This is a genomic window from Devosia oryzisoli (assembly GCF_014837245.1).
Classification (GTDB): domain Bacteria; phylum Pseudomonadota; class Alphaproteobacteria; order Rhizobiales; family Devosiaceae; genus Devosia; species Devosia oryzisoli.
Genome location: NZ_JACYFU010000001.1, coordinates 755114 through 774240, shown reverse-complemented (window position 1 = coordinate 774240; position 19127 = coordinate 755114). Strand labels below are relative to the sequence as shown.

The 19127-nt window shown below is 62.0% G+C and carries 15 protein-coding genes; 13 read left to right on the top strand and 2 right to left on the bottom strand.

Features of this window, described 5'->3' with window-relative positions:
* Positions 1-118: 118 nt before the first annotated feature.
* From IC608_RS03910 to lexA, 8 genes are all read left to right on the top strand, one after another.
* Entirely contained in the window at positions 119-1999 is a 1881-nt protein-coding gene (locus IC608_RS03910) for a peptidylprolyl isomerase (protein ID WP_191772795.1), read from the top strand.
* A gap of 30 nt (positions 2000-2029) precedes the next feature.
* On the top strand, positions 2030-3538 hold the full coding sequence (trpE, locus tag IC608_RS03905) for an anthranilate synthase component I (protein ID WP_191772793.1): 1509 nt from the start codon (positions 2030-2032) through the stop codon (positions 3536-3538).
* Positions 3539-3759: 221 nt separating this feature from the next.
* On the top strand, positions 3760-4359 hold the full coding sequence (locus tag IC608_RS03900; protein WP_191772791.1) for an anthranilate synthase component II: 600 nt from the start codon (positions 3760-3762) through the stop codon (positions 4357-4359).
* A complete protein-coding gene (gene trpD, locus IC608_RS03895) occupies positions 4356-5375 on the top strand; it encodes an anthranilate phosphoribosyltransferase (protein ID WP_191772789.1) in 1020 nt (339 codons plus the stop codon). The genes IC608_RS03900 and trpD overlap by 4 nt, the downstream gene beginning before the upstream one ends.
* The gene (gene trpC, locus IC608_RS03890) at positions 5372-6187 is read left to right on the top strand and encodes an indole-3-glycerol phosphate synthase TrpC (RefSeq protein WP_191772787.1); all 816 of its coding nucleotides are present in this window, start codon (positions 5372-5374) and stop codon (positions 6185-6187) included. The genes trpD and trpC overlap by 4 nt, the downstream gene beginning before the upstream one ends.
* Entirely contained in the window at positions 6187-6666 is a 480-nt protein-coding gene (gene moaC / locus IC608_RS03885) for a cyclic pyranopterin monophosphate synthase MoaC (protein ID WP_191772785.1), read from the top strand. Before trpC ends, moaC begins: the two co-directional genes overlap by 1 nt.
* Positions 6663-7865, top strand: coding sequence for a molybdopterin molybdotransferase MoeA (locus IC608_RS03880; RefSeq protein WP_191772783.1), 1203 nt, complete (start codon positions 6663-6665; stop codon positions 7863-7865). The genes moaC and IC608_RS03880 overlap by 4 nt, the downstream gene beginning before the upstream one ends.
* Before the next feature lie 100 nt (positions 7866-7965).
* Positions 7966-8682, top strand: a complete 717-nt coding sequence (gene lexA / locus IC608_RS03875) for a transcriptional repressor LexA (RefSeq protein ID WP_191772781.1) — start codon at positions 7966-7968, stop codon at positions 8680-8682.
* 376 nt (positions 8683-9058) lie between these two features.
* Here the strand turns inward: lexA and IC608_RS03870 are convergent, their stop codons facing one another.
* A complete protein-coding gene (locus IC608_RS03870) occupies positions 9059-10867 on the bottom strand; it encodes an IlvD/Edd family dehydratase (RefSeq protein ID WP_191772779.1) in 1809 nt (602 codons plus the stop codon).
* Between the two features lie 268 nt (positions 10868-11135).
* Between IC608_RS03870 and IC608_RS03865 the strand changes: the two genes are divergently transcribed.
* From IC608_RS03865 to IC608_RS03850, 4 genes are read left to right on the top strand one after another with little or no spacing between them, the layout of a single operon-like run.
* Positions 11136-12056, top strand: a complete 921-nt coding sequence (locus IC608_RS03865) for a 2-dehydro-3-deoxygalactonokinase (protein WP_191772777.1) — start codon at positions 11136-11138, stop codon at positions 12054-12056.
* An 11-nt stretch (positions 12057-12067) separates the two neighbouring features.
* Positions 12068-12679: a 2-dehydro-3-deoxy-6-phosphogalactonate aldolase gene (locus tag IC608_RS03860; RefSeq protein ID WP_191772776.1), complete on the top strand. Its 612-nt coding sequence runs from the start codon at positions 12068-12070 to the stop codon at positions 12677-12679.
* A complete protein-coding gene (locus IC608_RS03855; RefSeq protein ID WP_191772774.1) occupies positions 12676-13551 on the top strand; it encodes an SMP-30/gluconolactonase/LRE family protein in 876 nt (291 codons plus the stop codon). Before IC608_RS03860 ends, IC608_RS03855 begins: the two co-directional genes overlap by 4 nt.
* Before the next feature lie 9 nt (positions 13552-13560).
* Positions 13561-15516, top strand: coding sequence for a beta-galactosidase (locus tag IC608_RS03850; protein ID WP_191772772.1), 1956 nt, complete (start codon positions 13561-13563; stop codon positions 15514-15516).
* Here IC608_RS03850 and IC608_RS03845 read toward each other — a convergent pair.
* Positions 15485-17380 carry a ComEC/Rec2 family competence protein gene (locus tag IC608_RS03845; RefSeq protein ID WP_345890849.1) on the bottom strand — a complete coding sequence of 632 codons (1896 nt, stop codon included), beginning with the start codon at positions 17378-17380 and terminating at the stop codon, positions 15485-15487. The two genes, IC608_RS03850 and IC608_RS03845, sit on opposite strands and share 32 nt — an antisense overlap.
* 319 nt (positions 17381-17699) lie before the next feature.
* Here IC608_RS03845 and gltX point away from each other — a divergent pair, with 319 nt between their 5' ends.
* Entirely contained in the window at positions 17700-19115 is a 1416-nt protein-coding gene (gene gltX, locus IC608_RS03840) for a glutamate--tRNA ligase (RefSeq protein WP_191772768.1), read from the top strand.
* Positions 19116-19127 lie beyond the last annotated feature (12 nt).

The following is a 19127-nucleotide window of genomic DNA, read 5'->3' as shown; positions in this document are numbered from 1 at the left end:
TGCTACTCCTACCTCTTGCGCCGGACTGGGCTTTGCCCTAACCCCGGCTGTCGACTTCTCTTCTAGTCCCCGCCCGTGCCGACGGTAAAGGCTTGGACCCCAAACTGGAACGTTCGAAATGCTCGATGGTTTGCGCGACTTTGCAAAATCCTGGCCAGGCAAGATCCTGGGTGGATTCATGCTCGTGGGTATCGCAGGCTTCGGTATCAACAACGTGATTACCGATTTGGGCAGCAGCACTGTAGCGCGCGTCGGCAGCGAAGAGATCAACTCGCGCGAGTTCATGCGCGCCTACCAGAGCCTCGTGAACCGGGTCGCGCAGCAGACCGGCTCCGTGCCTACGGTTTCGGAAGCGGAGGCAATGGGCCTCCCGACGGCGGTGCTGCTCAACCTGTCGTCCAATGCTTCTCTCGACTTGCTGGCAGACCAGTTCAATCTTGGTGTCTCTGAAGACAAGTTGAGCCAGATGTTGCGCCAGGATCCCTCCTTCCAGGGCACCCTCGGCAACTTCGACCCCTCGATCTTCAGCCAGGTCCTTCAGCAGAGCGGCTGGACCGAGTCGGAGTACTTCCAGGCTCGCAGCAAAGAGGCCAAGCGACAGCAGTTGCAGGAGACGCTCCTGGCGGGGGCAGGATTGCCCAAAGTGGCTGACGAGCTGCTTAATGGCTATGTCGGCACCAAACGCACCATCAACTACATTACCTTGGGACCCCTCAACGTCGACACGCCTGCCGAGCCGACCGAAGAGGAAATGGCGGCCTATCTCCAGCAACATCAGGCCGAATATCGCACGGTAGAAACCCGGCGCGTCCAGATGGTGGAGCTTTCCGTTGCCACGCTGGCAAACACGCTGGTCGATGATTTTACGGATGCGGAGATCGAGGCCGAATACGAACGCACCAAGGCTTCGCTTTCGACGCCCGAACGCCGCACCATCGACCAGGTCGTGCTGAGCACGCCGGAGATTGAGCAGGCGTTCCAGGACGGCCTTGCCGCCGGTACCCCGTTTGACCAGCTCGTCAGCCAGACGAATGTCACCCCGACCGACCTCGGTACGCTGGCAAGATCGGAAGTGACCGACACGGCACTGGCCGACGCCGCCTTTGGTCTGGAGGCCGGAGCCTTCACGATCATCGACGGCGTCGGTGGCCGTCGCGCCGTGCGCGTGAGTGCGGTTCAACCGGCCCACCAGAGCACCCTGGCGGATGCGCGGGACGACATTGCGATGTCGCTGGCGACCGCCAAGGCGCGTAACGAGGTAAACGACGTGCTCGACCAGATCGAGGAACTCCGCGCGGCCTTCCGTCCACTGACGGAGATCGCCGAACGGTTCGGCCTCGATCTCTATGAAGCCGACGTGACCGCTGGCGGCTCGGAACTGAGCGTAGTGCCCTCGCTCACGCCGCAGGACCAGCAAACCATCAGCCAGGCCATCTTCAAGGCCGAAGAAGAGAAGCTGACGCCGGCGGTGCGGATTTCCAACAACGCCAATCTCTGGTTCGATCTTGTGGAAGTCCAGCCCGCGCGCGACCAGACGCTCGAGGAAGTGCGCCCAGCAATTCAGCAGGCCATGACAGACCAGCGCACGAGCCAGGCTCTCGAAGCCCTGAGCAAAGACCTGGTGAGCCGGCTCGACAAGGGTGAAACGATCGAAGAGATTGCGGCGTCCCTGAACGTGTTCCCGCAGATTAGCACGCCGTTCACGCGGTTTGGTTCGGAAGACGGAACGGTGGACCAAGTGGTGGCATCAGCGGTTTTCTCGGGTGGACCTCAGGCCAACGGATCGGTGGTCAATAGCACCGGCGATACCATTGTCTACTCGGTCGCTGAAACGACTCCGCCCAGCGATCCGCTCAACCAGCAGGCCCTCGACAGCATCGACGCCGAGGCCCGCCAGGGTGTCGCATCGGAATTCATCGGGGCGCTGCGCGACGATGCCCAGCTGCGCATCAACCAGCAGGCCCTCAACACCCTGCTCACCACAAACTTCGGCCAATAATCGGGCCCCAGCCGGACGGAACCAGACGACATGGGCGACGACTTCTCCCAGCGCTTCATCCAACAGTACGAAGCTGGCAAGTCGCAGATCGTCTGGCGTCGCGTCGTAGCCGATCTCGACACGCCCGTCGGCACCTATCTCAAGCTAGCGGAGGGTCGCACCCACTCCTTCCTGCTCGAGTCGGTGCAGGACGGCACCACACGCGGCCGCTATTCCATCATCGGGCTGCTGCCGGACCTGATCCTGAAGGTGGACGGCGCCGGGGCGGCCATCAATCGCAACCCGTTGCGAGACCCGGAAAGCTTCGACCTGGTCGACGCCAAGCCGCTCGACGCCCTTCGGTCTCTAGTCGCTGAAAGCCACATCGAGGTGCCGGAGGGGCTGCCGCCCCAATCTGCCGGCATCTATGGCTACCTGGGCTATGAGATGGTGCGCTACATGGAGGTGCTGCCCAACAGCAACCCCGACGACCTCGGGCTGCCAGAAGCCATCCTGATGCGGCCGTCGCTGCTGGCCATCTTCGATACGCTCAAGGATGAATTGTACCTCACCGCACCGGTCTACGTCCGCGAGGGCGTGTCGGGGCGCCAGGCACTGGAGGCGGCCGAAGGCCGTATCGACGAGGCCGTGAGCCGCCTCAATACCACGCTGCCTGCCACCCCTGCCCTGCCCCATCTCGAGGCCGTCGCCGTCACCAGCAACACATCGCGCGAGGAGTACGCAGCGATGGTGGCGCGCGCGAAGGAGTACATCTCGGCCGGCGACATCTTCCAGGTGGTGCTCAGCCAGCGCTTTTCGGCCGACTTCACCCTGCCGCCGACGGCGCTGTACCGCGCGCTGCGCCGGACCAATCCTTCGCCCTATATGTATTTCCTGGACTTCGGCAGCTTTGCCGTCGCTGGCTCGAGCCCGGAAATCCTGGTGCGCGTGCAGGATGGGAAGGTGACGATCCGCCCCATCGCGGGCACCCGCAAGCGCGGCGCAACGCCCACCCGGGACAAGGAACTGGCGGACGAACTGCTCAGCGACCCCAAGGAGCTGGCGGAGCACCTGATGCTGCTCGACCTTGGCCGCAACGACGTCGGACGTGTGGCCAAGACCGGGACCGTCAAGGTGACGGACAAATTCTTCCTCGAATACTATTCGCACGTCATGCACATTGTCTCCAATGTCGTGGGCGAGCTCGATCCGGTGCACGATTTCGTTGACGCGCTCTCTGCCGGCTTCCCGGCAGGCACTGTTTCGGGAGCGCCCAAGGTGCGGGCGATGGAAATCATCGATGAGCTCGAAACGTCGCGACGCGGCATCTATGGTGGCTGCGTGGGCTATTTCGGGGCCGACGGCACCATGGACACCTGCATTGTGCTGCGCACGGCCATCGTCAAGGATGGAAAGCTCTACGCGCAGGCCGGCGCCGGCATCGTCGCAGACAGCCAGCCCGAGCTTGAGCAGCTCGAATGCGAGAACAAGGCGCGGGCCCTTTTCAGCGCGGCCGAGGAAGCGCTACGCTACGCAGGTGAACCGAGGATGGGACAGTGAGCGGACTAGTCGGAGCGCACCGGGCCACCGTGGTCTCGTCATTGCCCGGCTTGTCCGGCCAATCCAACGGCTGCGGCCACGCCCTATGGACCACCGGGACGAGCCGGGTGATGACGATGAACATTGCCCGGCAGGGTCATCACCGATGGCGAGGTTGGTTCTGAAACAGGGGTTCCCGCTGGCACGGGAATGACCCGGATACCAACTTCAAGAGGAACCCCATGACCAAGACCCTCGTCATCGATAATTACGACAGCTTCACCTACAACCTCGTCCATTTCCTGGGCGAACTCGGCGCCGACATCACGGTGCGCCGCAACGACAAGATCACGCCCGACGAGATCGCCGCCATGGCGCTCGAGGCCATCGTGCTGTCCCCTGGCCCCTGTACGCCCAACGAGGCGGGAATCTGCCTTGCAGTGATCGATCGCTTCAAGACTACCATCCCGATGCTCGGCGTATGCCTCGGGCATCAGGCCATGGGACAGGCCTTGGGGGGCGAGGTGGTTCGGGCGCCGAGCCTCTTCCACGGCAAGACCAGCCGCATCAACCACACCGGCAAGGGCATCTTTCGCGGGCTCAATGCCGGCTTCGAGGCAACCCGCTATCACTCGCTGATCGTCAAGGCCGAAACCTTGCCAGACGTGTTGGAGGTGACGGCGACGACCGATGGCGGGCTAATCATGGGCATGCAGCACAAGACGCTGCCGCTGCATGGGGTGCAGTTCCATCCAGAAAGCATCGCCTCAGAAAACGGCCACGCGCTGCTGCAGAATTTCCTGAACCTTGCTCGTGACTTTCAGGGCCGGAGGGCGGCATGATGGACATCAAGCAGGCTTTGGCCAAGATCGCCGAGGGCAAAGACCTGACCGGCGAGGAGATGCGTAGCGTCATGCGCATCATCATGGGCGGCGAAGCGACGCCGGCGCAGACCGGCGCCTTTCTGATGGGCATGCGCATAAAGGGCGAGACGGTGGGCGAAATCGCTGCTGCGGTGTCCATCCTGCGCGAAAAAATGATTTCGGTCGAAGCGCCCGAGAACGCCATCGACATCGTGGGCACGGGTGGCGACGGCGTCGGCACGCTGAACATCTCGACGGCGGCGGCCATCGTCGTTGCGGCCACGGGCGTGCCCGTCGCCAAGCACGGCAACCGGGCGCTCTCGTCAAAGTCCGGCTCCGCCCAGGCGCTGGAGGCGCTTGGCATCAAGCTCGATCTCGATCCCGCGGGGATCGGCCGCTGCGTGCGCGAGGCGAATATCGGCTTCATGTTTGCGCCGTCCCATCACCCAGCCATGCGCCATGTGGGCCCCGCGCGGGCCGAAATGGGAGTGCGGACCATGTTCAATCTTCTGGGACCGCAGTCCAACCCGGCCAGCGTTCGCCGCTATGTCCTGGGAGTTTATGACCAGGAATGGGTGGAGCCGGTGGCCGCCGCGCTGTTGGCCAACCGCGCCATCAAGGCCTGGGTCGTGCATGGCTGCGATGGCCTTGATGAATTGACGGTGACGGGCAAGAGCTTCGTGGGGCAAATCGCCAACGGCGACCTCCGCAGCTTCGAGGTGTGGCCGGAACAGGCCGGACTTCGGCAACACGCGCTTGAGGACATCCTCGGTGGGACGCCGGAGGAGAACGCCGCGGCCATCCGCGCGCTGTTGGATGGTGCCGCTGGCGCCTATCGCGACATCGTGCTGCTCAACGCCGCTGCCGCGCTGATTGTCGCGGACGCCGTTTCCGAGCTCAAGGAAGGCGCCGAGATGGCCGCGTCGGCAATCGACAGCGGCAAGGCCCGAGAAACACTCGCGCGCCTCGTCGCGGTGTCCAACGGACAGATGTGATGACCGACATACTCAAGCAGATCGAAGCCTATAAGCGCGAGGAAATCGCCGCCGCCAAAACCATGCGGCCTTGGTCGGAAGTGGTGGCGCAGGCGCATGACCAGCCAGCCCCCCGAGGCTTTCTGCGTGCGATACGGGAAAAGCGAGCGGCAGGTCATTATGCACTGATCGCCGAGGTGAAGAAAGCAAGCCCGTCCAAGGGGCTGATCAGATCCGATTTTGACCCGGAGCAGATCGCGCGAGACTACGAAACCGCCGGCGCTTCCTGCCTCTCGGTCCTGACCGATCGCCCCAGCTTTCAGGGCGCCCCCGGATACCTGATCGACGCCCGCGCCGCGACGCGCCTGCCCGTGTTGCGCAAGGACTTCCTGTTCGAGACCTACCAGGTGGCCGAAGCTCGGTCCTGGGGCGCGGATTGTATCCTGATCATTCTTGCGGCCGTGGGCGACGATGTGGCGCGATACCTGCTCGACGCAGCGCAGGAATGGGGCATGGATGCGCTGGTGGAGGTGCACGACCAGATCGAGTTGGATCGCGCCCTGGCACTCGATGCCAAGTTCATCGGGATCAACAACCGAAACCTTCGCACCTTCGAGACAACACTTGAGACCACCATCCGTCTCGCGGCAGGCGTGCCTGACGACGTTCTGCTGGTCAGCGAGAGCGGCATCGTTACTTACGATCATGTCCGGATGCTCGACGAGCGGTGCGGCGTAGGCACGTTCCTCGTGGGCGAGAGCCTGATGCGCCAGAGCGACGTTGTGGCCGCCACCCGCGCCCTGCTGATGGGCGCGGCGGAACTGGTCCGCTGATGGGCGGCCATCTTACCCACCTCAACGCCCGTGGCGAAGCGGAGATGGTCGACATCGGTGACAAGGCGATCACCGACCGCCGCGCCGTTGCCCAATCCCGGCTCATTGCGAAGCCCGAGACCATTGCGACAATTCTGGGCGGTGAACTCAAAAAGGGCGACGCCTTGGCTGTGGCTCGGATCGCCGGCATCATGGCCTCCAAGAAAACTTCGGAGCTCATTCCCCTCTGTCACCCGATTGCGCTGAGCAAGGTCAGCGTCGACATAGAAGCCGACGGAGAGACCGCGATCCTGATTACTGCCACGGCGCAGACCTCGGGGCAGACCGGTGTCGAGATGGAAGCGCTCCTGGCCGCGTCGACAGCCGCGTTGACCCTTTACGACATGGCAAAGGCTATTGACCGAGACATGACGGTGACTGATATCGCGCTCGTGGAAAAGTCCGGCGGCAAGTCGGGCGATTATCGCCGTCAGCCATGAGTCTCCTCGCGGTTGAGAAGGCGCTGGAGACCATTCTGGCGCGTGTGCCGGCACCGACAAGCGAGACCGTTGCGCTGAACGAGGCCCTCGGTCGGGTGCTCGTATCTCCAGTAGTGGCGCGTCACGATCAGCCCCCTTTCAACGCAAGCGCGATGGATGGCTATGCCGTGCGCGCCGATGACGTTGCCGAAGGCATCTGGCTCACGATCGTCGGGACAGCGCAGGCAGGCGTAGGGATGGGTGCAGCCATCGGTCCTGGAGAGGCAGCCCGCATCTTCACGGGAGCGCCCCTTCCCGCGGGCGCCGATACGGTGATCATGCAAGAGGAGGCCGTGCGCGAGGCAGATCGGGTGCGCTTCACTGCAGACGCACGGCGTGGTCACAGCGTTCGGCAAAAAGGCAACGATTTCTCGTGTGGCCAGGCTTTGCTTCCGGTGGGAACGCGGCTCAACGCGCTGCACATCTCCGCCGCTGCGGCGGCCAATTGCGGGACGGTCAATGTCGCGCGGCGCCCGCACATCGATTTGGCAGCGACGGGCGACGAACTGGTGCCGCCGGGATCGCCACTCGGACCGGACCAGATCGTAGGCTCCAACAGCCTGGCGATCTCTGCGCTCCTGTCACCGCTGGTAGGAACTTGCGCCGACCACGGCATAATGGCCGATGACTTCACCTCCCTGCGTGCGGGGCTGGCCGGCATTTTCGCGACCGAACCTGACATTGTCATCACCACGGGGGGAGCCAGCGTTGGTGAGCACGACCTTGTCCAAGAGACGTTGAAAGAGCTGGGAGTGAGCCTTGATTTCTGGCGCATTAACATGCGCCCCGGCAAGCCTTTGATGTTTGGATCTCTGGGCAAAACGCTGGTCTTCGGGCTGCCGGGAAACCCGGTGTCCGCATTGGTTACCGCTATCGTTTTCGTCCTGCCCGCTGTCCGTCGCTGGCTAGGTATGGAGCAACCAACGCTTTGGCGCCTCCCCCTTGCGGCTCCCACCCCACCCAACACGGCACGCCGCCACTTCATGCGCGCGCGCCTTCAGGCGACCTCTTCCGGGCTCCAGGTCGAGCCCATTCTGCAGACCGACAGCGGCCACACTTCATCGCTGGCACAGGCTGATGCCCTGATCGTCCAGCCCGAATTCGACCAAGGCCAAGCCCCGGGAACACTCGTGGATGTCCTTCCAATCGGACAGTGCTGAAGTGAACGCTGCACTAGCCGCGTAGACACTGTATTGCAGAACATACATGGAACACATATAGTCGTTCCGTCTATGTTCCGATTCTGGGGTTCTGGGGCCAATGCTGACGCGCAAACAACACGAATTGCTCATGTTCATCCATGAACGGATGAAGGAGAGCGGCATACCCCCGTCCTTCGACGAGATGAAGGACGCTCTGGATCTGGCGTCTAAGTCGGGCATTCATCGGTTGATCACGGCGCTCGAGGAGCGCGGCTTCATCCGCCGGCTACCCAATCGGGCTCGAGCTTTGGAGGTGGTCAAGCTTCCTGACTCGATGAACCCGACCCTCGGCGGGCGCAAGGCGCGTTTCGAACCATCCGTGATTGAGGGGAATCTCGGCAAGGTCGCCTCGCCCCCCGCCCGGGGTGGCGTCACAGACGAAGACTACGTTCGACCGGTATCTGTTCCTGTGATGGGCAGAATCGCGGCCGGTACGCCTATCGAGGCCATACAGTCCCATTCGCACACCATAGCCGTTCCCCCCGAAATGCTTGGGGCCGGTGAACATTACGCCTTGGAAGTCCGAGGCGATTCCATGATTGAGGCCGGCATCTTCGACGGAGACACCGTGCTGATCAAGAAGCAGGACACGGCCTCTACTGGAGAGATTATCGTCGCTCTTGTGGACAACGAGGAAGCAACACTCAAGCGCCTGCGACGTAAGGGAAATACCGTCGCACTCGAGGCCGCAAACCCCGCCTATGAGACTCGCATCTTCCCGCCGGATCGCGTCAAAGTTCAAGGCCGGCTTGTGGGGCTGATGCGCCGATACTGAGATCGTTCCGGCTCAGCGCAGGATCGTGTGGATTGCTGGGCCGAGGTCATCGCTTCGACGATCTGAAGAACTGCGGCGGGGCCGCGGAAACATGACCGTGAAGCGGAAATAGTCAAGAAGGTGCCGGCTGGGCGGGCGTTTCAGACCTCATTGACCCATTGGAAATGCTCATTGATGCGGGGTACAGAAGGCTTGGGGTTTGATGATGCTGGAAGCAAAGTCGAACATCTTGCCTTGATCCGCCTTCGTCCCAGCTTGGTGCGCCACGCATCAGACGTCGCCAAACAATTTGACCTCCTCGCCACACAACAACTAGTGCTGGGTGGCGAGGAGGCCGCATTGGTAGTTCGCGAAGGCGTCTGGTTGCGCGGGTCGCTCAGTGGTTGTCGCGCGGCAGCCCGGCAGTCTGCGCAATGCGCTGGTATTTCACAGCAGGGGTAAGAACTGCGCCGTCCCCAAGCTGGTCTACAAGTCCGCGCTGGATTTCCTGCCAGGGCGTCTGGTGCTTGGGATACTTGTACCCACCTTCAGCGGCCAAGGCCTCGCGCCGCTTCGCAATTTCCTCATCGGAGATCAGAATGTCGGCTTCGCCCTTGTTGAGGTCGATGCGCACGCGATCGCCGGTCCGCAGAATAGCGAGGTTACCGCCTGCCGCCGCTTCCGGTGATGCGTTGAGAATTGAGGGGGAGCCGGAAGTGCCGGACTGGCGCCCGTCGCCAATGCAGGCGAGGGAGTGGATACCCTTCTTGATGAGATAGGCGGGTGGGCGCATGTTGACCACTTCGGCCGCACCCGGATAGCCGATGGGGCCAGCGCCACGCATAAACAGCAGCGTGTGTTCATCGATTTCCAGGGAAGGATCGTCGATCCGGTGATGATAGTCCTCGGGACCATCGAACACCACGGCCTTGCCTTCGAACATTCCCGGATGCTCTGGGTTCGCGAGGTAGCGCTCCGTGAACTCCGGCGAGACGACGCTGGTTTTCATGATGGCGCTGTCAAAGAGATTGCCGCGCAACACCAGGAAGCCGGCCTCTTTCTTGAGCGGGTTGTCGAAGTGCCGAATGACGCGGTCGTCCTCGATGGGCGTGTTGCGGCAGTTTTCTCCGATCGACCTGCCATTGACCGTCGGAGCGTTCTCGTGGATGAGGCCCTGCTTCATCAACTCATGGACCACCGCCGGCACGCCACCGGCATGATAGTAGTCCTCGCCCAAATATTCGCCGGCCGGCTGCAGGTTCACGAGCAGCGGCACCTTGTGCCCGTGCTGCTGCCACTCTTCGATCTTGAGGTCGACGCCGATGTGGCGGGCAATCGCGTTGATATGAATCGGCGCGTTGGTGGAGCCGCCGATCGCGGAGTTAACGACGATCGCGTTGAGGAAGTTTTCCTTGGTGAGGATGTCCGAGGGCTTGAGATCCTCGTGCACCATATCGACGATGCGCTTGCCGGTGCGATAGGCCATCTCCTGCCGATCGCGATACGGGGCGGGGATGGCGGCCGACCCTGGCAGTTGCATGCCCAGCGCCTCGGCCAACGAGTTCATCGTTGTTGCCGTGCCCATGGTGTTGCAATAACCGGTAGATGGCGCGGACGACGCGACCAGTTCGATGAACTTCGGGTAGTCGATCTCTCCCGCGGCGAGCATCTGCCGGGCTTTCCAGACGATGGTGCCTGAGCCGGTGCGCTCGCCCTTGTGCCAGCCGTTGAGCATAGGACCTACTGAAAGCGCGATGGCGGGTATGTTGACCGTGGCCGCGCCCATTAGCATGGCGGGCGTGGTCTTGTCGCATCCGACGGTCAGCACCACCCCATCGATGGGATAGCCGTAGAGCACTTCGACAAGGCCCAGATAGGCCAGATTGCGATCGAGCCCGGCTGTCGGGCGCTTGCCGGTTTCCTGGATAGGATGGACGGGGAATTCGATGGCAATGCCACCCGCCTCACGGATGCCTTCGCGAACCCGCTCGGCCAGCACGATGTGGTGACGATTGCAGGGGCTGAGATCAGAGCCAGTTTGCGCAATGCCGATGATCGGCTTGCCCGACTGCAATTCCTCTCGGGAGACACCATAGTTCATGTAGCGCTCGAGGTAGAGCGCCGTCATGTCTGGGTTCTCTGGATTATCGAACCATGCGCGCGAACGCAACTTGCGAGCGCCAGTGCCGCTGGTATCTGCCGTCATCTTGTAGTTCCTTGCTGATCCGCCGAAGCAGACGGGAGGGCCGTTTCGGTGATGTTCTAGCATGACCGGCGCGCAAGGAAATGGCGGCGGACGAAAAAATCATACAATTGAGCTGCAGAGATGCCGGGACGCTTGGCCAATCTTACTGCAGGAGCAGATTCCGTGCCCTGTGCAGGGCTATCGAAGGGGAGAATAATCGGCTGGCCAGGGGCTGCTACGCCGACTAGGTTCACGCCGCACGTGGATCATCTTGCGTTGGGGGTTACTGGTGTCGGATGCCATCGAATGGGTCGCTGTCGACTGGGGCACCTCAAATCTGCGCGCCTGGGGCATGAGCGTAGCGGGAGCCCCCATATCCAGCGCGACCTCGGACAAGGGAATGGGGAAACTCGAGCGCGGCCAGTACCCGCAGGCATTACAGGACGTGGTGCGAGAGCTTGGCGTCGAGGACGGCCGGCACCTCGATGTGCTTGTATGCGGTATGGCCGGTGCCCGTCAGGGCTGGATTGAGGCTCCCTATCTGGAGGCCCCCACCGACCTTCGGGGGCTGGCGCAGTCCTCCGTACGTCCGGACGTGCCGGGCTCCACCCTTTCCGTCTCCATCCTCCCAGGCGTGTGTCAGAAGCGCGGCGGCGAGAACGTTATGCGTGGCGAGGAAACGCAACTGCTCGGGCTTGCCAGCACCCAGCAAGGTTATGAGGGCTTGGTCTGCATGCCCGGGACCCACTCGAAGTGGGCGTATTTGCGCGACACACACATAGGCCAATTCTCGACGGCGATGACGGGAGAAGTTTTCGAAGTGCTGCGTACGCATTCGGTGCTTCGACATTCGCTCACGGGCGAAAATGATGGCGCCGCGCGCGACGCAGGATTTGGTACTGGGGCAAGTGACGGGCTGGCCCGCCCGCAGGATCTATTGGGGCAACTTTTCCGGGTACGGGCGGCGTCGCTGCTGTCGGGCCGCGATTCGAGCTGGTGCGCCGGTTATCTTTCAGGACTTTTGATAGGAACAGAGGTCGCTGCCCACCTCGACGACATCGGAGAGGCGGCTGTCCCATTGATCGGCTCGACCAGTCTATGCGCCCTTTATGCCACGGTTTTGTCGATGGCCGGCAAGGACGGTCGTCCGGTCGACGCGACCTCGGTCGCTATCGCCGGCCTCTCGGCCGCACGTCAGCAGCTTGCTTGAAAGGGAATGATATGACGCAACGGCACATCATCGCCATTTTGCGAGGCATCACGCCCGCCGAAGCTGGGCCGGTCTGCCATGCATTGGTGGATGCCGGGATCACCCTGATCGAGGTGCCGCTCAATTCCCCCGGCGCCCTGGATAGTATCGGGCAAGCTGCCAGATCGTTTTCAGATCGCGCTGAAATCGGTGCGGGTACAGTGTTGAGCACGGCCGACGTCGGCGCCGTCGCCGCAGCGGGCGGAACCTTCATCGTTTCTCCGGATACCAATGTGGCGGTGATCGAGGAGACGCATCGACTCGGGCTCAAATCATATCCTGGTGTTTTTTCTCCCACCGATGCCTTCACCGCAATCCGGTCCGGCGCCACCGGACTCAAGTTTTTCCCGGCGGAGGTCCTCGGGGCCAAGGGCATCAAGGCGATGAAGGCCGTCCTGCCGCCGATCGTGCCGGTTTATGCAGTCGGTGGGGCCAATCCGGATAACTTTGCGGATTTCTTCGCTGTCGGTTGCACCGGCTTCGGCCTCGGCACCTACCTCTACAAGCCCGGCATGTCAGCTGCCGATGTTGCAGAGCGCGCCTCAACGGCCGTTGCCGCTTATGACAGGGCACAACTTCAGTGAACGACACCGCTCAACTTCTGATCGACAGCCAGTGTGCCTTGGGTGAAGGTCCTTTCTGGCATCCGGACCGACAGCGCCTGTTTTGGTTCGATATCAACAACAAGAAGCTGTTTTCCGCTCACCAGACCGGAGAGAGTGACGGAGAGTGGAGCTTCGAGGAGTTCGTTGCTGCCGCGGCTATCATCGACAAAGATACTCTGGCGCTTGCGACAGAAACGGGCCTGAAGCGCTTCGATCTGCTGTCAGGCACCATAGATGTCATTGTTGATATCGAGAAAGACGTTCCTGCGAACCGTACCAACGACAGTCGGGTCCACCCCTCAGGCGCATTCTGGATCGGTACGATGCAGAAAAGCGAGGGCGAGGCGGCAGGCGCGGTCTATCACTATCGGGCGGGAAAGCTCACCAAGATCATTTCTTCATCCAAGATTGCCAACGCCACCTGCTTTTCGCCCGACGGCCGGATTGCGTATTGGGCCGACACGCCGACGAAGAAAATCCTGAAATGCGAGACAGATCCGGGAACGGGCCTGCGAACCGGTGAATGGGAGCTGTTCGCAGACGTCTCGGACCATCGCGGCTTCCCCGATGGCGCTGTGTGCGACAGCGAGGGTTTTGTCTGGAACGCCCGCTGGGGTGGCAGCTGTGTTGTCCGCCACGCGCCCGACGGATCAATCGACCGCATCGTGGAATTGCCGGTCAGTCAGGTCACCTGCCCGGCCTTCGGCGGCAGCGACCTCAAGCGCCTATTCATCACGACGGCCAACAAGAATCTCCCGGCCGAGCAACTGGCTCAAGAGCAGGCTGCCGGCGGCGTCTTTTTCATTGACGTAGACGTTGCAGGCCAGCCCGAAACCCCCATTGCACTTTAGAGCGGTGACATGAATCCAGTCCTTGGCGTCTGCTATTATCCGGAACACTGGCCTGAAGACCTCTGGGAACGCGATGCCGCCCGGATGAGCGAAGTTGGCATACGCTACGTTCGCATCGGCGAGTTCGCTTGGTCTCGGTTGGAGCCTACCCCAGACAACCTCCAGCTCGATTGGATGATCCGTGCCGTGGACGTTCTGGGCCGCCATGGGCTCAAGGTCATTATCGGAACGCCTACGGCGACGCCTCCGCGCTGGATGATCGACAAGCATCCGGATATGCTTCCCGTCGATGCCAACGGTCATGTAAAAGGCTTTGGTTCACGCCGGCATTACGATTTCTCGCATCTCGGCTATCGGGACGAAGCGGCTCGGATCACCCGGATACTCGCGGACGCCCTCGGAGACCACCCCGCCCTCGGCGGCTGGCAGACGGACAACGAATACGGCTGCCATGGCACAACCTATTCCTATTCCGACGCGGCCCGTCTTGGTTTTCAACACTGGCTGGAAGAAAAATACGGTTCGGTTGAGACCCTCAACAAGGCGTGGGGCAACGCCTTCTGGTCCATGGACTACAACCGGTTCGACCAGATCGGGCTCCCTAATCTGCTGGTTTGCGAGCCCAATCCAATCCATGCTCTCGACTTCCGCCGCTACTCCTCGGATCAGGTCGCTGCGTTCAACAAGGTGCAGTACGACATCCTCAAGGCGCGCATGCCCGATCTGCCGGTCATCCATAACTTCATGAGCCGGTATGCCGAGTTTGATCACTTCGATCTGGCCAAGAGCATCGACGTAGCCAGCTGGGACTCCTACCCGATAGGTCACCTTGCGGTCAGCGACGAGCCCGATGAAATAAAGCGCCTCTACATGCGCCAGGGAGATCCGGACAACGCCGCCTTCCACCACGATCTCTATCGTTCTGTGGGCCATGGCCGCTGGTGGATCATGGAACAGCAACCGGGTCCGGTGAATTGGGCGCAGTTCAACCCCGATCCCCTGCCCGGCATGGCCCGGGCCTGGGCTTGGGAAGCCTTTGCACACGGCGCTGAAGTCGTCTCATATTTCCGTTGGCGGCAGGCGCCCTTCGGCCAGGAGCAGATGCACTCGGGCCTGCTGCGGCCGGACAGCGAGCCAGCCCCGGGTTATCATGCCGCCGCGCAGGTTTCGGCAGAACTCCAGAAAGCAAACTTCGGCGGCGACATGGCCAGGGGGCGCGTCGCTGTCATATATGACTACCAGAGCGAGTGGGCCTGGGAAATCGAGCAGCAAGCCAGAGGTTTCTCTCACGGGGGCCATGTGCGGGCGATCTACAGCGCATTCCGCAAGCACGGTGTGGATATCGACGTGCTACCGTCGACGACCCCCAGCTTTGAAGGCTACGACATCGTGGCGATACCTGCGCTACTCGCCTGGACGGTTGCACTCAGAGATGCCGTCAACACGTTCGAGGGCCATCTTCTGGTCGGTCCGCGCACAGGCTCGAAGACGGAGAACTTCTCAATTCCCAAGGGTCTGGGTCCAGACCTTCCGCAGAACCTTCTCGATGCGAAGGTTACGCGGGTCGATACCATTCCGCCAGGCCTCGCCGTGACCGTGAAGGGCGGCGGCGCGAGCCAACTATGGCGGGAAAAGGTGGAGACACGTGCCAAGGTCGTGATGGAGGACAGCGAGGACGTTCCGGTGCTGATTGCCCAGGGCAAGCTGTTCTACATGACGTCCAGCGGTGACAGGGCCTTGGTCCAGCGGGTCGTGGACTATCTCATCGCTGAAGCCAACCTGCCGACGCTCAATCTCCCTGCTGGCGTGCGCTCCCGGGTGCGCGGCGACTTCCGTGTCTACGTCAACTACGGCTCGAGCCCAGCGACGCTGAATGCGGCCGCCGACGAGGCTGGATACGTTGTGGGTGGACCAGAGATGGAGCCGGCAGGCGTCACCGTGGCAAGACTCGCCACGGCCGATTGAGGTGATCGATGGCCGGGCGGACATCAAATCGCCCGGCATCCTGGTTCCAATGCAGCCACTGAACCCCGCCGCGTTCAAGCTCATCGGGTCCGATGACGAGGCCCTCACTCCGACACCATTGAGGCGGATCGATCCGCGTCACCAGCAGCTCGTGGGCTCCGCAATCTTCGGCGAAGGCGGCGGCATTGCGCACAACTGCCACCGAGAACTCTGGCAAGCTGACGATGCAACCGAGGCTATCGCATCGTTCGCTGCGGTGATCCTGTTCTATCGGCGTCTGATAGTGCTGGCCCCAAACTTCGGTCGCAAAACTGCCCGCGCGTCCGCTAACAAGGGAGAGCCCATCCCCGTCGCGCACCGCGACTGCCTGAGTTGTGTCGGCGATCAGCACGTCGGGGCGCGGCTCGAAGCCAAGCAGAACAATGAAGGGAATTGCCGCCGCAGGACCCAGCACGCGCCAGCGCGTATCCAGCAAGGCGAACCAAGCGAGGGCGAGCAGTCCCGCGAGGAGGGCCCAGGGCGCCAGGAGTGGATTTGACGAAAGGTCTCGGCTCCAACCCGCGACGAGCACCGCAATGTCCATCATGCGGTCGATCCCCCACCCAGTCAGCACGAGTGCCGGCGCATCGAGTGCGAGCGGCATGAGCAGAACGCTCAGAACCCCAAATGGCATGATGACAAGGCTTACGAACGGCAGAGCCAGCAGGTTTCCGAGGACCCCAAGTGGCGCGGTCTGCTGAAAATGATAGGCAGAAAATAGCAGTGTAGCCCCACCGGCAATGAAGCTGGTCCACGCTGTTGCCAGCAGGGTTGAAGTTATGCGCCCAACAGAACCCGTTCCGGCGCGCCGTGGCCAAGGCAGTTCGTACACTCCGATCAGCCCGACCACGGCGGCAAAGGAGAGTTGGAAGCTGGGCCGAAAAATGCTGGCGGGATCAAGGAGGATGATGACAATTGCCGCGATGGCGACGTTGCGCATGGTCAGGGCCTGCCTACCGGCCAGCACCGCTCCAAAAACTAGGGCTAACATCAAGGTAGATCGAAAAGCCGGAACGTTGTTAACCCCGCCCGCCAGCAAAAGATAAGCGAAGGCGACGAAAAGCCCCGCCATGGCCGCGATCTTCTTGATCGGCCAGGTCAATGTGAACGGCATTGATGCAAGCAGCAGACGCACCAGCCAATAGATGCCTCCAGCAACGATCGAGAGGTGAAGGCCGGAGATCGAGTAGATGTGGGCGAGCCCGGCCGCAGCCAGCACGTCGCGCGTCTCGTCTGTGATACCGCTCTGGTCACCGACGATCATGGCTTTGGCGATGGGAGCACTGGAGCCGTCGAGCGTATTTTCGATGCGCCGGGCAATCGTTGTACGCAGATCATGCACGGCGCGGGCAACACCGGAGCCAGCATTTGTCGCGATCACCTCGAGATGGCCGGTTGCGGATCCATAGGCGCCAATACCGGAGAAATAAGAGTGGAACTGCCCGTCATATCCACCCGGCAGTACTGGACCCGGAATGGGCGCAAGGCGCAGGGCCACCTGAATGCGGTCGCCGGGGGAAAGGACGGGTTCGGCAGGAAGGAAAAGCCGGGCCCGCCGGAGACGCAGCTCTCGCGCATCTTCCAGCGGGAGAAGCTGCGACACAACAACGCGTTGCGCCTGAGAATCTGCTGAAATGATCTCGTCGACCCGTGCCTCATATGTGCCGTAAGCGGGAAAAGCCAGCATCGGGGTTCCGAAGAGCGCTCCGTGGATAGGCAAGAGGCAGAAACCCAGCCACAGAGCCGAGAGCTGTACGGCGAGCCTCAGACCGGTAAGAGAGCACACTATAGCCGCAGTGAAACCCAAGACGGCCAGAAGCGCCACTCCTCCCCAAAGAACGACTGACGCGGGCTCCTCGGGCAGTGCTGCGTAACTGACCAGACCGCAGATGAGTGCGAAAGGGAGGAGCACGAACAGCCGACGCCGCTCCAGCGCCTGGGCGACAGCTTGAGCAAGGCCAGCGACCCATGACACAACAAAGCGCGGCCATGGCAGCGAACCAGCCAGGGGCGGTTTCACGACAATACCCAAACCACGCCAACTGCCTGGCGTCGGCCAATCCGGCACGCCTTGCCCCTACCCTTGCGCTCACCCCAGCCTATGGTACACACGACCCGCACTTCCATCAAACGTTCCGGATCGCATGTCTCAGGTCGTAACGCGCTTCGCTCCTTCTCCTACTGGCTACCTCCATATCGGCGGTGCCCGGACTGCCCTCTTCAGCTGGGCCTTCGCCAAGCATGAAGGTGGCAAGATGCTGCTTCGGATCGAGGACACTGACCGCGAACGCTCTACGGAAGCTGCCGTTATTGCCTTGATCGACGGGCTCAAGTGGCTCGGGCTCGACTGGGAGGGCGAGCCGATCAGCCAGTTTGCCCGGGCGGCTCGTCACGCCGAAGTTGCCCACGAACTCGTCCGGATGGGACACGCGTACTATTGCTACTGTACTCCGGCAGAACTCGACCAGATGCGTGAAGAGGCCCGCGCCGCCGGCAGGCCTCCACGCTACAACGGCTATTGGCGCGACCGTAACCCCGCCGAAGCGCCCAAGGACGTGCCGCCGGTCATCCGGATCAAAGCTCCGCTTTCGGGCGAGATCATCGTGCACGATCATGTGCAGGGTGACGTGGTGTTCAAGACGGAGAACCTGGACGACTTCATCATCTTGCGCTCTGACGGGACGCCCACCTATATGCACGCGGTCGTCGTCGACGACCACGATATGGGTGTGACGCACATCATCCGCGGCGACGATCACCTCACCAATGCGGCCCGCCAGATCGTGATTTATAATGCGATGGGTTGGACGGTGCCGGAGATGGCCCACATCCCGCTCATCCACGGACCGGACGGGGCCAAGCTCTCCAAGCGCCACGGCGCGCTCGGTGTGGAGGCATATCGTCAGATGGGCTACCTGCCCGCCGCGGTGCGCAATTACCTCGCCCGCCTCGGTTGGAGCCATGGCGACGACGAAATATTTTCGACTCAGCAGATGGTAGAGTGGTTCTCGCTCGAGGCCTTGAACAAGGGGGCCGCTCGCTTCGACTTCGTCAAGCTCGAGAACATCAACGGCCACTATATACGGGAATCGGAACCTCACTATCTTTACAAGGTGATGGTTGAGACTGCGGAAGAAGTTGGTCGAGCTGACGATGCGGCGGGGCTGAAGGCCAACAGCGACACGATTCTCGCCGCGTTGCCCGAACTCCAGCCGCGCGCCAAGACGGTCCTCGAGCTGATCGACCTCGCCCAGTTCATCTATGCGCAACGGCCGATCAAGCCCGACGGAGCAGCGTTGGCCCTCCTGACTGAGGAAAGCCGGCAGACATTGGCCAGCATTGCCGAAAAGTTAGGGGGGCTTGCCGATTGGTCAGTGCCTCAAATCGACGATGCCATGCGTAAACTGGCCGAAGCCAAGGGGCTCAAACTCGGCAAGCTTGCGCAACCACTTCGTGCGGCGCTTACCGGCCGGACGGTATCGCCGGGGATTTTCGAAGTCATGGTTCTGATCGGTCGAGAAGAGACCATGGCACGCCTGGGTGACCAGATCGGGGCGTGAGCTCCGGCTGCC

Excerpts from the sequence above, each read along its gene's own strand:
- IC608_RS03910 (WP_191772795.1), top strand. The coding sequence starts at position 119 with ATGCTCGATGGTTTGCGCGACTTTGCAAAATCCTGGCCAGGCAAGATC.
- trpE (WP_191772793.1), top strand. The coding sequence starts at position 2,030 with ATGGGCGACGACTTCTCCCAGCGCTTCATCCAACAGTACGAAGCTGGC.
- IC608_RS03900 (WP_191772791.1), top strand. The coding sequence starts at position 3,760 with ATGACCAAGACCCTCGTCATCGATAATTACGACAGCTTCACCTACAAC.
- trpD (WP_191772789.1), top strand. The coding sequence starts at position 4,356 with ATGATGGACATCAAGCAGGCTTTGGCCAAGATCGCCGAGGGCAAAGAC.
- moaC (WP_191772785.1), top strand. The coding sequence starts at position 6,187 with ATGGGCGGCCATCTTACCCACCTCAACGCCCGTGGCGAAGCGGAGATG.
- IC608_RS03880 (WP_191772783.1), top strand. The coding sequence starts at position 6,663 with ATGAGTCTCCTCGCGGTTGAGAAGGCGCTGGAGACCATTCTGGCGCGT.
- lexA (WP_191772781.1), top strand. The coding sequence starts at position 7,966 with ATGCTGACGCGCAAACAACACGAATTGCTCATGTTCATCCATGAACGG.
- IC608_RS03870 (WP_191772779.1), bottom strand. The coding sequence starts at position 10,867 with ATGACGGCAGATACCAGCGGCACTGGCGCTCGCAAGTTGCGTTCGCGC.
- IC608_RS03860 (WP_191772776.1), top strand. The coding sequence starts at position 12,068 with ATGACGCAACGGCACATCATCGCCATTTTGCGAGGCATCACGCCCGCC.
- IC608_RS03850 (WP_191772772.1), top strand. The coding sequence starts at position 13,561 with ATGAATCCAGTCCTTGGCGTCTGCTATTATCCGGAACACTGGCCTGAA.
- gltX (WP_191772768.1), top strand. The coding sequence starts at position 17,700 with ATGTCTCAGGTCGTAACGCGCTTCGCTCCTTCTCCTACTGGCTACCTC.